The 12,748-nt window shown below is 67.0% G+C and carries 12 protein-coding genes; 6 read left to right on the top strand and 6 right to left on the bottom strand.

The window, feature by feature from the left end:
- Positions 1-36: 36 nt before the first annotated feature.
- Positions 37-2,220, bottom strand: coding sequence for an RNA degradosome polyphosphate kinase (locus tag VX037_RS07565; RefSeq protein WP_328713783.1), 2,184 nt, complete (start codon positions 2,218-2,220; stop codon positions 37-39).
- A 7-nt stretch (positions 2,221-2,227) separates the two neighbouring features.
- A complete protein-coding gene (gene cofC, locus VX037_RS07570) occupies positions 2,228-3,013 on the bottom strand; it encodes a 2-phospho-L-lactate guanylyltransferase (RefSeq protein ID WP_328713785.1) in 786 nt (261 codons plus the stop codon).
- Between the two features lie 118 nt (positions 3,014-3,131).
- On the opposite strand from cofC, the gene VX037_RS07575 reads away from it, so the two are divergent.
- Complete coding sequence (locus VX037_RS07575; RefSeq protein WP_266061817.1) at positions 3,132-4,136, top strand: NAD(P)H-dependent glycerol-3-phosphate dehydrogenase; 1,005 nt, start codon at positions 3,132-3,134, stop codon at positions 4,134-4,136.
- Positions 4,137-4,181: 45 nt separating this feature from the next.
- Here the strand turns inward: VX037_RS07575 and VX037_RS07580 are convergent, their stop codons facing one another.
- Both VX037_RS07580 and VX037_RS07585 read right to left on the bottom strand, forming a co-directional pair.
- Complete coding sequence (locus tag VX037_RS07580) at positions 4,182-4,742, bottom strand: DUF3515 domain-containing protein (protein ID WP_266061683.1); 561 nt, start codon at positions 4,740-4,742, stop codon at positions 4,182-4,184.
- A 33-nt stretch (positions 4,743-4,775) separates the two neighbouring features.
- Entirely contained in the window at positions 4,776-5,021 is a 246-nt protein-coding gene (locus VX037_RS07585; protein ID WP_235722618.1) for an Lrp/AsnC ligand binding domain-containing protein, read from the bottom strand.
- 94 nt (positions 5,022-5,115) lie between these two features.
- Here VX037_RS07585 and thiL point away from each other — a divergent pair, with 94 nt between their 5' ends.
- The 3 genes from thiL to VX037_RS07600 are packed head-to-tail and all read left to right on the top strand — an operon-like array spanning position 5,116 to position 7,417.
- On the top strand, positions 5,116-6,138 hold the full coding sequence (gene thiL, locus VX037_RS07590) for a thiamine-phosphate kinase (protein WP_328713787.1): 1,023 nt from the start codon (positions 5,116-5,118) through the stop codon (positions 6,136-6,138).
- Positions 6,139-6,182: 44 nt separating this feature from the next.
- Positions 6,183-6,704 (top strand): gamma carbonic anhydrase family protein, encoded by a 522-nt coding sequence (locus tag VX037_RS07595; RefSeq protein ID WP_235722622.1) that lies wholly within the window; start codon positions 6,183-6,185, stop codon positions 6,702-6,704.
- A complete protein-coding gene (locus tag VX037_RS07600; RefSeq protein WP_235722624.1) occupies positions 6,701-7,417 on the top strand; it encodes a uracil-DNA glycosylase in 717 nt (238 codons plus the stop codon). Before VX037_RS07595 ends, VX037_RS07600 begins: the two co-directional genes overlap by 4 nt.
- A 4-nt stretch (positions 7,418-7,421) precedes the next feature.
- On the opposite strand, the gene VX037_RS07605 is transcribed toward VX037_RS07600, so the two are convergent.
- Together VX037_RS07605 and rpmB are read right to left on the bottom strand one after the other, a co-directional pair.
- Entirely contained in the window at positions 7,422-8,237 is an 816-nt protein-coding gene (locus VX037_RS07605) for an enoyl-CoA hydratase/isomerase family protein (protein ID WP_235722625.1), read from the bottom strand.
- Positions 8,238-8,361: 124 nt separating this feature from the next.
- Positions 8,362-8,553, bottom strand: a complete 192-nt coding sequence (gene rpmB / locus VX037_RS07610) for a 50S ribosomal protein L28 (RefSeq protein ID WP_124706538.1) — start codon at positions 8,551-8,553, stop codon at positions 8,362-8,364.
- A gap of 240 nt (positions 8,554-8,793) precedes the next feature.
- On the opposite strand from rpmB, the gene VX037_RS07615 reads away from it, so the two are divergent.
- Both VX037_RS07615 and recG read left to right on the top strand, forming a co-directional pair.
- Positions 8,794-10,461 carry a DAK2 domain-containing protein gene (locus VX037_RS07615; protein ID WP_235722627.1) on the top strand — a complete coding sequence of 556 codons (1,668 nt, stop codon included), beginning with the start codon at positions 8,794-8,796 and terminating at the stop codon, positions 10,459-10,461.
- Positions 10,461-12,719: an ATP-dependent DNA helicase RecG gene (gene recG, locus VX037_RS07620; RefSeq protein WP_287016792.1), complete on the top strand. Its 2,259-nt coding sequence runs from the start codon at positions 10,461-10,463 to the stop codon at positions 12,717-12,719. The genes VX037_RS07615 and recG overlap by 1 nt, the downstream gene beginning before the upstream one ends.
- The last annotated feature ends 29 nt before the right edge of the window (positions 12,720-12,748 follow it).

A 12,748-nucleotide genomic window follows, 5' to 3' on the forward strand; every position in this document is an offset into this window, starting at 1 on the left:
GAAGAGAATCCTAGGTTCTCGAGGTTGCCGGCAGGTTCACGAATGGTGGTCGGGTCGTCGGCGGTTGCGTCGGATCATCTGGCGCTGGTGGTCGCGGACCTCTTCGCCGGCGGCCGGTGATGCCACCCAGCTGCCGTCGGATCGCAGTTCCCAACACCGTGTCCGCGGATCCAGGGCGGAGGCGAAGACGTCCCCGAGCTCGGTGGTCAGGCGGTGATCGCGGACCTGCACCATCACCTCCACCCGACGGTCGAGGTTGCGGTGCATCATATCGGCGCTACCGATCCAATACTCGTCCTGCGCACCGAAGTGGAGTACGCGGGAGTGCTCGAGGAATTGGCCGAGAATCGAGCGGACCACGATGTTCTCGCTGACCCCGGGCATGCCCGGCCGCAAGGCGCAGATGCCGCGGACCACGACTTCGACGGGGACACCGTTCTGGGATGCGCGATACAGGGCGTCGATCACCTGTTCGTCGACGAGGGCATTCGCCTTGAGCTGCACGCGGGCCCGGGTATCGCCCTGGAGGAAGCGGTCGATCTCACCGTTGATACGTTCGATGATGCCCGAACGGATTCCGTGCGGCGCCACCAGGATATTGCGGTACTCCTTCTTCCGCGAGTACCCGGTGAGGGTGTTGAACAGGTCGGTGAGGTCGGCGCCGATGTCGGGTGCGGCGGTGAACAGACCCACGTCCTCGTAGAGCCGTGCGGTCTTGGGGTTGTAGTTGCCGGTCCCGATGTGGCAGTAGCGTCGGATCGACGAGCCCTCGCGGCGCACCACCAGACACGTCTTGCAGTGTGTCTTCAGACCCACGAGGCCGTACACCACGTGTACGCCGGCCTGCTCGAGTTGCCTGGCCCACTTGATGTTCGCCTGCTCGTCGAATCGCGCCTTGATCTCCACCAGCGCGACCACCTGTTTGCCTGCCTCCGCGGCATCGATGAGTGCGTTGATGATCGGGGAGTCGCCCGAGGTCCGGTAGAGCGTCTGCTTGATCGCGAGGACATGAGGGTCGGCTGCTGCCTGTTCGATGAAACGCTGCACGCTCGTGGAGAACGAGTCGTAGGGGTGGTGCACGAGTACGTCACCCTCGCGCAGCGTGGAGAAAATGCTCTTGGGGGTCTCTCGTTCGCCGAACGCCGGATGTGTCGCGGGAACGAACGGGCGGTCCTTGAGATGGGGCCGATCGAGTCCGTTGACCTCGAAAAGGCAGGACAGATCCAGCAATCCCGGAACCTGGATGACGTCATCGGGGTTGACGTCGAGTTCACGCAGCAGCAGTTCGAGCATGTGCTCGCTCATGTCGTCGGCGACCTCGAGTCGCACCGGGGAGCCGAAACGCCGGCGGGCGAGTTCGCGTTCGAGCGCTTGCAACAGGTCCTCGTCGCGGTCCTCTTCGACCTCGAAATCGGCGTTCCGGGTGATCCGGAACGCGTGATGCTCAACGATTTCCATGCCCGGGAACAGATGCCCGAGGTTGGCCGCGATCAGTGTCTCCAGCGGCAGCAGAATCGTCTTCGATTCGTCCTGTTGCGAGGGGTCGTGGCGGCGCATCAGGGTGTCTACCCGGATCAGCCTGCTGACGTTGTCGGGAACCTTGATTCGGGCGAAGTGTTCGCCACCGGTGTTGGCGTCCTTGACCGTCACGGCCAGGTTCAGCGAGAGCCCGCTGATATATGGGAACGGGTGCGCGGGGTCCACCGCCAGCGGGGTCAGCACCGGGAACACGTCTTCGTGGAAATAGTCGATCAGCCGGGTCTTCTGATCGTCGGAGAGTTGCGCCCACGTGACGACGTGGATGTCGTTGTCGGACAGGGCCGGGTTCACCGAATCGAGGAACACCCGGGCATGCCGTTCGGCGATCGTTTGGGTGCGCGCGGCGATGCGACGCAACTGTTCTCGCGGCGACAAACCGTCCGCCGAGCGCACCGACAGCCCGGTCTCGTCGCGTCGCTTCAGCCCGGCTACGCGCACCATGAAGAACTCGTCGAGGTTGGAGGCGAAGATCGCCAGGAACTTCGCTCGTTCCAGCAATGGCATCGACGTGTCCTCGGCCAGCGCCAGGACACGTGAGTTGAAGTCCAGCCAGCTCAGTTCGCGATTGAGGTACCGGTCGTCGGGAAGGTCCGTGGCTTCTTCGGGGACGAGAGTCGCGGCGGGCGGCGCCCCGGGGATCGATGTGATCGGTTGGGTGGCGGTGTCGTCGGCAGGGCTCACCGTTCAATCATGACGCATCGCGGGTGGCGCTGAGACGTTTGGTGGCCGAATCCGATGGTGTGCGGCGATTCGAGGAGGGTGTGGGGCCCAGCGGCCTCGTCTCACCCAGGATTGCCGCGGTGTGGCGGCCCACTCCCAGCGATCGGGCGGCGTCGAGATCGGCGGCGGTGTCGACGTCTGTGCGCAGATCCGCCCAGCGGACGTGACCGGGATCGAGTTCGACCGCTCCGGCGGCGCGGTGGGCGGCCGCGGAATCGGGCCCGAACCGTGGCGGTTCGGTGATGCTGCGATCACGGAGCAACACCGTGGTGCCGCGTCCGTCCCGATCGGTCAGGACCGCCTGTCGCAATCCGTCCGCCGCGGCGATCACCGCTTGCATGCTGGTGGCCGTCGCCGCAGGCAGATCCGCTTGCACAAGCATCACCGTCCGCGCCGTCGGCCAGCGGCGGCGCGCGATTGCGGATGCTTCGGCGAAGGCCTGGTTGAGTCGATCGGTGTCGATGGGCCGGGCGCCGCGATCCTCGCCCACACTGATCGCTCCCGCCGCGCGGGCGGCGGCGAGTACCTCGTCGTCGGGACTGATGACCGCGATGCCCTCGACGCGTGGACCTCGCAGCGCATCGATGGTGTCGAGCAGCATCGCCAGCACGAGGTCGCGGTGCAATCCGTCGGACGCCGGTCCGCGGCTGGCCGCCAACCGGGACTTGGCCTCGGCCAGGCGTTTGACCGCCAAGACGGCCACGACATCACCTGGGCGTGGGGCGCCCGCGTCGGTGTGCGATGTCGATTCCATGGCATCCATGATGCCGATCGCGCGAGCGGAGTGTGACGCGCACCCGTCTGATCCGGTCCGGCGCTCGTGGACATACCACTAGTGTGAGGTGCGAAGTGTGGTCGGCGAAGGAGTGATCGTGCGTGCGGTGGTGATGGGTGCGGGATCCTGGGGAACCGCGATCGCGAAGGTGTTGGTGGACGCCGGGACGGAGACGACGATCTGGGCTCGGCGGCCCGAGCTCGCCGAGCGCATCACCCACGACCACGCCAATGGCGATTATCTGCCCGGCATCACCCTGCCGGATGGTCTGCGCGCGACGAGTTCGGTCGTCGACGCGGTCACCGGCGCCGACGTGGTGGTGTGTGCGGTGCCGTCACAGTCCTTGCGGGCCAATCTCACCGAGTGGATGCCACACGTCGCTGACGATGCGACCTTCGTCTCGCTGGCGAAGGGGGTGGAGACCAGCACCCTGCTGCGGATGAGCGAGGTCATCGCCGAGGTGTCCGGTGCGCCGGTAGAACGGGTCGCGGTGTTGTCCGGACCCAATCTCGCCCGCGAGATCGCCGAGGGGCAGCCGGCGGCTACGGTCATCGCGTGTCGCGATGAACACCGAGCGCAGGACCTGCAGCAGGCCTTCAACACCGGGTATTTCCGCCCGTACACCAACACCGATGTGGTCGGCTGCGAGATCGGCGGTGCGGTGAAAAACGTCATAGCCCTGGCGTGCGGAATGGCCAGCGGCGTCGGATTCGGGCAGAACACGCTGGCGACCATCATCACTCGCGGTCTGGCCGAGACCATCCGCTTGGCCGTGGCGGTCGGCGCTCAGATCGAGACCCTCGCCGGCCTGGCCGGCGTCGGCGATCTGGTCGCCACCTGTTCGTCACCGCTGTCGCGCAATCGGACCTTCGGCGCGCACCTGGGTCAGGGCGCGACGATGCAGGAGGCGCAGGATGCCACACACGGGCAGGTCGCCGAAGGCGTCAAATCGTGTTCGTCGGTGCGGGCACTGGCGGTGAAATTCGATGTGGAGATGCCGCTGACCGACGCAGTGCACCAGGTCTGCCATTCGGGACTGTCGGTTGCCGACGCAGTGAGCTCGTTGCTCGGCCGCCGGACCAAGCCGGAGATCTACGACTGAGTCGATCCGGGATCAGCCGCGCACCCGCGATCCGTCCGACCGATATCAGCCGAAGTCCAATGGTGCCCGCGGCAACGTCTGGTCGATCACCGCGCTGACGTCGGTGATCGGTGCGTTGCCGGCGTTCTCGGGGATCCACATCGCCACATAGGGGCGGTGGTCCACGCACACGTATGCCTGGCCGGCACCTTCGACGGTGTCGGTGATGAACCACTGAACCGGGTTGATCACCTGCAGGTTGCTCGTCGGCGACAGCTCGTCGGGACGTGAGATACCGCACCGCAGTGTGACGGGGTCGGTGTCACCGTCCGACGACCACGTCACCGTCGTGCCCGTGACCTGCTTGTCGCCGAAGCCGTCGAAGGTCTGCGGCAGTGCGGCGATGAGCTTGTCGCAATCGGCAGGGGCCGCCTCATCGGATGCGTAGGACTCGATCGGTGTGGACGGATCCGGTCGCAACGCCGCGAAGGTGATGAAGCCGACGATGACCATCGCCGGAATCGCCACCAGGGTGGCGATCAGTGCCGGGCTCAGTCTCGGGCCGCTGCCGTAGCGTGCCTGCGCGTCGTCGCCGGAGGCCTCGCCGGCCTGGTTCTCGTCGGTCACGACGAACACACTAGTGCGCGGAGTCGCCCGAGATCAGTGCGAGGACTGCACCACCGGACACGTGAGGGTGCGGGTGATTCCGTCCACCTTCTGGATCTGCGGCACGACGTTCTCGGTCAGGTGCGCCGCATCTGCTGCGTCCACACGGACGATGACATCGTAGGGGCCGCTGACCTCTTCGGATGTGGCGACACCGGAGATCTCCGCGATCGTTGCCGCTGCCAGCGCGGCCCTTCCGACCTCGGTCTGGATCAGAATGTATGCCTGAACCACGCCCATCCTCTCGTCTGCACCGGGGTCCGGCTGTCGACCCGGTGTCAGTATTGTCGCTGACAACCCCGTCCAAGCGCGACTGGAAGCGAATCGAGGAGCTGTGGAGTCCGTCGGAGGTGCCGGGGAGCCGGTCGATCGGTCGAGGTCGGTCGGCGATGTCGGAGAGCGACGTCTGATCGTCGAGTTGACCAGGTCCTCGAGAGCGTTGGATGCCACCCACCGCACAGCCGATGTGGTGATCGGTTCCGGCGACGATGCGGCGGTGATCGACACCGCCGGGCCGACCGTCATCAGCACCGACACCGCGGTCGCGGGCCGGCATTTCCGCTTCGATTGGTCGGATCCACGCACCGTCGGGGCCCGCGCGGTGATCCAGAGTGCCGCCGACATCGCAGCGATGGGCGGGCGCGTGACCGGCACCGTTGTGTCCATCGCGTGCCCCGCCGACACCACCGTCGGCACCGTGCTCGACCTTAACGACGGAATCCTCGACGCCACCCACCGACTCGGTGGTCGGGTGCTGGGCGGTGACCTCGTCGGTGCCGATGAGGTGGTGCTGACCGTGACCACCGTGGGTGCTCTGGACGGTGCGACGCCGATCGTGGTCGGCGGCGCGCGGCCTGGCGATGTGCTCGCGGTCACCGGCACGGCGGTGGGTGCGAGCGCGGCCGGGCTCGCCTTGTTGCTCGACGCGCACGACCGTGGAAACGATGAACTGCTCGCCGAGTTCGCCGATCTGGTCGCCGCTCATCGACTTCCGGCGCCCGACCTGGGACAGGGGCCGGCGGCGGCGCATGCTGGTGCGCATGCGATGACCGATATCTCCGACGGGCTCGTGGAGGAATTGATCACCATGGCCGCGGCCTCCGGTGTGGCGCTCGCGGTGTCGAGCGATCGCATCCCGGTGGGCAGCGACATGCGTTCCGCGGCGCGCCGTCTGGGTGTGGATCTGCGCGAGTGGACCGTGGCCGGTGGAGAGGATCACGAACTGTTGGGCGCGTTCGCAGCCGGTACGGTCCCGCCGGGCTGGACCACGATCGGCGAGGTCCGCGACGGCACCGGTGTGCGGGTGGACGGTCGGGCGGTGCAGGATCTGCGGGGGTGGCAATCGTTCGGGTCCTGAGCCCGTGCCAATTGTCTGCGCTCGGCATGCCTTAGATTCGGTGCATGGCTATCTATGCGCTCGGTGATCGTGAACCCACCATCGGTGACGATGTGTACGTCCACCCCGATGCGGTCGTCATCGGGGATGTGACCCTCGGCGACGGGGTGTCGATCTGGCCGACCGCGGTTCTGCGGGGCGATTCCGGGACCATCACCGTGGGCCGACGGACCAACATTCAGGACGGCACGATCATCCACTGCACCCCGATCGACGCGACGGTCATCGGCGCCGAATGCGTCGTCGGGCACAACGCGCACATCGAGGGCGCGACGATCGGCGATCACTGCCTGATCGCGTCGGGTTCGGTGGTGCTCAATGGATCGACGGTCGGCAGCGGCGCGATCGTCGGGGCAGGTGCGGTCGTGCCGTTCAAGTTCACCGTGCCGGACCGCACGATGGCCCTCGGTGTGCCGGCCAAGGTCCGAGAGGGCTTCGAGGTGCCGGAGGGTCACGTGGACCTCAACGTCGAGATGTACTTCGAGAACGCCAAGTACTTCCGGGAGTCGCTGCGGAGGATCGGATGACCTCACCCACAACCGAATCCACGGGAGACGGGGCGAAGCCGCTGTCGGATCTCATCGACCCGGGCTGGGCCGATGCGCTGGCTCCCGTGGAACCGGTCATCACCGCGATGGGACAGTTCCTGCGTGCCGAGAACACGGCCGGACGCGGTTATCTGCCCGCCGGCAGGAATGTGTTGCGTGCGTTCACCAATCCGTTCGCCGATGTGCGGGTGCTGATCGTCGGGCAGGACCCCTATCCGACGCCCGGGCATGCGGTGGGACTGAGTTTTTCGGTGGCGCCAGACGTCTCGCCGATACCGCGGTCGCTGTCCAACATCTACCGCGAGTACTGCGCGGACCTCGGTTACCCCCAGCCGGCCAACGGGGATCTGACTCCCTGGGCGAAATCCGGTGTGCTGCTGCTGAACAGGGTCCTCACCGTGTCGCCGGGGGAGCCTGCCTCGCATCGTGGGAAGGGCTGGGAACAGGTCACCGAATGCGCGATCAAGGCACTGGTCGCGCGGGCGGCCGATCCGCTGGTGGCGATTCTCTGGGGACGCGACGCCGCCGGACTCAAGCAGTGGCTGCCCGATGTCCCGGTGATCGAGTCGGCTCATCCGTCACCACTGTCGGCGAGCAGAGGGTTCTTTGGTTCCCGCCCGTTCAGCAGGGCCAACGACGCGCTCGAGGATCTGGGAGCCGACCCGATCGACTGGCGGTTGCCCGCCGCCTGAGGCTTCAGGCGTTGCGGGCGGCCGCGAAGTCCGGTTTGCGCTTGGCGACGAAGGCATCGACACCCTCGATGCCCTCCGGTGCCGCGGACAATGCGGAGATCGACTGCGCCTCGGCGGCGAGCTGATCGCCCAGAGTCGAGGTGGCCGATCGGGTGAGCAGGGCGCGGGCGGCCCCGTCCGACTGCCACGGGCCGGCGGCGATCTTCGCCGCGGTGGCGAGTGCGGTGGAATCGACCTCGTCGTCGGCGACGATGTCGGACAACAGTCCCCAGCTCAGCGCCTTGTCCGCGTCGATGACCGGGTCGGTGAGGATGATCTGACGGGCGCGTGCGGCGCCGACGATGCGGGGTAGCGTCCAGGTCATCCCGCCGTCGGGGGACAGTCCGATACCGCGGTATGCCGGTCGCATCTTGGTGGAGGTCCCGCCGATCGCGACATCGGCGTGGGTGACGATGCTCATCCCGGCGCCGGCGGCCCAGCCCTTGACCGCGGCGACGACCGGCCGATCGGCTTCGTGGAGGGCGCTGACGAAGGCGTGGAAATTGTCGGCGATCTCACGCAGGAAGGTGGGGCGGTGGGCGGCCGAGGCGAAGTCGCGGACGTTGCCACCGGCGCAGAAGTTCGCGCCCGGACCCTTGAGCAGGATCACCCCGACCCGGCGCTCTCCGCGCGCGATTTCGCGGAGTGCGGCGGCGCCCGCGGACAGGGCGTCGTCGTTGAGCGGATTGCCCGGTGCGTCCGAGGAGATCGCGATGGTCAGGATGCCGTCGCTCTCGGTAACGAGCTCGGCAGTGGGTGCGGTGGCAGGGTCAGCGGTCATGGTCTGCAGACTCTAGTGCCAACGCACAAAGACCCGACTCCCAGGGCCGAGCTAGTGTTCGCTCGGGGAGTCGGGTGCAATGTGGATGTCGGTTCGACGCCGACGGCCGAGGCCGTCGGGAGCGTCAGACGCGAGCGGTCTTGCCGGCCTTCAGGCAGGAGGTGCACACGTTCTTGCGCTTGCGGTTCCCCGGCGCGACCTCGACGCGCACCGACTGAATGTTCGGGTTCCACCGGCGGTTCGTGCGGCGGTGCGAGTGTGACACCGACTTGCCGAAGCCCGGTCCCTTGCCGCAGATGTCGCAGACGGCAGCCATCGTCGAACTCCCTTTTGTTGATGAAAGTGGTCGTGTTCTGCCCGCAGTTCCACGATCGGCGACGGGCGTCGACGGGCACAGTTGCAAGGCAACCCTGCAAGAATAGCCGGAAGGACCCGACCCGGCCAAATCGCGGCGCCAGGAGCGGGCAGATGGTGGCACCGTGGCCGTCGGGGCGTCCGAGTAACCTCGAACACATCCGGCCAACGGCCATCGTCACTGCCAACGGTAAGGGGTTTCATGGAGTCGGTGTTCGACGGTGGTCGCATCAGGATGATGAATCCGCAGCTGTTGCGGGATTGGGCGCACACCGCGGTCGACGGGCTCGAGACGCTGCGGGGCGAGATCAACGACCTGAACGTCTTCCCGATCCCGGACTCCGACACGGGCAGCAACATGCTGTTCACGATGCAGGCCGCTGCCGACGGCCTGGCAACGCTGTCCGAGGATGCGAGCACCCCGCAGGTGGCCCGGGCGATGGCCGACGCGGCGATCGCACAGGCCCGCGGAAACTCCGGCATCATCCTCTCGCAGGTGCTCATCGGTCTGGCCGATGCCGCCGAGCTGATGCCCGACCAGACCCAGGTGACTTTCAACCAGCTGTGGGCCGCGGGGTTGCGGCTCGGGTCGCTGGCGGCGATGCGGGCGGTCAGCGAACCCCGGGAGGGCACCGTCCTCACGCTGATCCGGACCGCAGCGGAGACCGCCGCGGCGCACGTCTCCGAGTCGGCGGGCGACCTGGCCCGGGCGGTGGCCGATGACTGCGCCGATGCGCTCGAGCGCACGCCGGAGCAAATGCCCGAGCTCGCCGAGGCCGGTGTCGTCGACGCAGGTGGGCGGGGATTCCTCGCACTGGCCGATGCCATGGTCGCGGTGTTGACCGGTGTCGCGCAGCGCCGGCGCCGTTACCGGGGGATCCTGATTGGTGGTGGTGTCCCGGGGCATCAGGGCAACGACGCCTGTACCGGCGGCAGCGACATGGACTTCGAGGTGATGTACTTCCTCGACGGTGCCGCCGGCGATCAGGTCGGGTCGTTGCGTCAGGTCCTCAACGAGATCGGCGATTCCGTGGTGATCGTCGGGGACAGTTCGACCGGGGGCGAACGATTCTCGGTCCACGTGCACACCAGCGACCCGGGACGGGCGGTCGAGGAGGGTGCGGCCCGCGGACCCGTCGCCGAGGTCCGGATCAGTTGCTTTGCGCTCGACGCGATTCGTGCCCAGACCGACACAGCCGAACCGCCGCCCCGGCACAAGCGAGCGGTGGTCGCGGTGGTGACCGGCGAAGGTGCCGACGAATTGTTCACCGAGGCCGGGGCCGCGGTACTACGCGCAGACGCCGGACTCGCGCCGGAGGCTCTGACCGAGGCGATTCGCGGAACCGACAGCGCACACGTGGTGGTGATGGCAAACGGCAAACTGAGCTCGCAGGACCTGGTCACGGTCACGGCGGCCACGCGGTCCGCGCAGCGTTCGGTGGTGTTTCTGCCGACCTCGTCGATGGTGCAGTGCCTGTCGGCGCTGGCCGTACACGATCCCACCGAGGCGCCCGATCCCGACACCTATGCGATGGCAGAAGCTGCCGCAGGTACCCGCTGGGGTTCGCTGGTGCGGGCCGACAGCCGGATCATGACGCTCGCCGGTACGTGTGAGGTCGGGGATGTCCTGGGCATGATCGGGTCCGATGTGCTGGTGATCGCGCCCGACCAGACCGGGGCGGCGACCGCGCTGGTCGACCTGATGCTCGCCACCGGTGGTGAAATGGTCACTGTGATGGCGGGTTCCGGGGTGGACGACGCCGCGCTGGATGCGCTCGCCGAGCAGATGCGCCGCAGCTACGCGGGTGTGGAACTCGCCATCTACCGGACCGGCCAACCCGATCAGCTGCTGCAGGTGGGGGTCGAGTGATGGTGGCGATGGCCGACGGTCTCGAGACGGTGGTGAGCCCCAAGGTCGCCTCGCAGATCTCGACACTGGGCATCGTCACGGTGGGGGAGCTGCTCCGCTACGCTCCGCGCAGATACGTGCGACAGGGTCAGCTCTCAAACCAGGAGATGCCCGTGGAAGACGATTGGCTGACGATCGTCGGCCGCGTCACCGGCGCCAGCATGATCCCCATGAAGAAGCGGTCCGGGAAGTTCTTGAAGGTGACCGTGACCGACGACGATTACACCTACGTCGCGAACTTCTTCAACGCCCGCTTCATTCAACACCGGATCAAGCCGGGGGCCAGGGTGCTGATGGCGGGCAAGGTGAAGATCTTTCGAGGCCAGATACAGCTGTCCCACCCGGAGTGGGCAGTGTTGCCCGATGGCGAGGCCGGCGTCGACGGCGTGGTCGGTTCGGCGATGCTGGCGCAGATGCTCGGCGCGGAGGCGGAGTCGCTCGACGAGTCGGGCAACACCGCTGCCGAAGCACTGGTGGATCGGTCCATCATCCCGATCTACCCGGCCACCAAGGACATCCAGACCTGGACCATCGGGGCGGCAATTGCGCGCACACTGGCCGCGGTCGAGCGCAGCGGCGCGCAGGCCGACGCCCTCACCGACCAGCAGCAGAGATCGCGCGGGCTGATCAGCACGGCCGAGGCGCTACACAAAGTGCATCTGCCCGAGACCGAGGACGACATCGAGGCGGCGCGGGCGCGATTGAAATTCGACGAGGCGCTGGCCATCCAGACTGTGCTCGCCCAACGCCGGATCGCCGGCCGCACCGAGAACGGACCGCCGTGCCCGCACGTCGCCGGCGGACTCGAGGACCGACTGCGCGAGCGTCTACCGTTCACCCTGACCGACGGCCAGCAGACCGTGGTGGCCGAGATCGCCGAGGACCTGGCGCGCGACACCCCGATGAGTCGTTTGCTGCAGGGCGAGGTCGGCTCGGGCAAGACGCTGATCTCCCTGCTGGCCATGCTCCGGGTGGTGGACAACGGACATCAGTGTGCGATCCTTGCTCCAACGGAAGTACTTGCCGCGCAGCACTATCGGACGATGACGTCGATGCTGGGCAACCTCGCGGAGGCCGGCGAGTTGACCGCGGCCGAAGGTGCGACCAAGATCGCGCTGCTCACCGGATCGATGAAGACCGCCGGCAAACGGCAGACGTTGCTCGACGTGGTGACCGGCGAGGCCGGCATTGTGGTGGGCACCCACGCACTGCTCGAGGAGAACGTCGCATTCTTCGATCTGGGCATGGTGGTGGTCGACGAGCAGCACAGATTCGGTGTCGAACAGCGGGACACGTTGCGCGGCAGAGGTAAAGACCGGCTGATGCCGCACTTCCTGGTGATGACCGCGACACCCATCCCGCGAACCGTCGCGATGACAGTTTTCGGCGACCTGGACACCTCGGTGCTCACCGAACTACCCAAAGGCCGCCAGCCCATCAAGACGTCAGTGGTCCCGATGCGCAACTCGGCCTGGGTGGACCGCGCGTGGACGCGTGCGGCCGAAGAGATCGCCCAGGGCCGCCAGGTGTACGTGGTGTGTTCGCGAATCGGCGACGATCCCGACGGCAAGAAGAAGCCGAAGGGACGCAACGAGGAATCGGAACCGCAGAGCACCTCGGTTCTCGACCAGTACACCGAGTTGTTGGGTGGGCCGCTCGGTGGCCACCGGATCGAGATGTTGCACGGACGCCTGCCCGCCGAGGAGAAGAACGCGATCATGGACGCGTTCGGTCGTGGTGAGATCGATGTGGTGGTCTCGACCACTGTCATCGAGGTCGGCGTGGACGTGCCCAACGCGACGATGATGGTGGTTGTCGATGCGGAACGATTCGGGGTCAGTCAGCTGCATCAGTTGCGTGGCCGCGTAGGCCGTGGCAGGCACCCCGGCCTGTGTCTGCTGATGACCTCGGCCAAGGACATCTCGCAGTCGATGCAGCGACTGCGGGCGGTGGAGGCTTCCACCGACGGGTTCGAACTGGCCCGCGTGGATCTCGAGCAGCGCAGGGAGGGTGACGTTCTCGGGTCGCTGCAGTCCGGTGGTGTCTCCTCGCTGCACTTCCTGTCGCTGCTGGCGGACGGCGATGTGATCGCCGACGCCCGCGGACTCGCCGACGACGTGGTGGGGGCCGACCTGCCCCTGGCCGATCACAGGCCGCTCGCCGACCTCGTCGACGCCGTGCTGGTCCCTAACAAGGTCAAATACCTCGACAAATCCTGACCAGAGCGGAACCGAACACGCGGCTGCCG

This window comes from Gordonia sp. Z-3 (assembly GCF_036233855.1).
Taxonomy (GTDB): Bacteria; Actinomycetota; Actinomycetes; order Mycobacteriales; family Mycobacteriaceae; genus Gordonia; species Gordonia tangerina.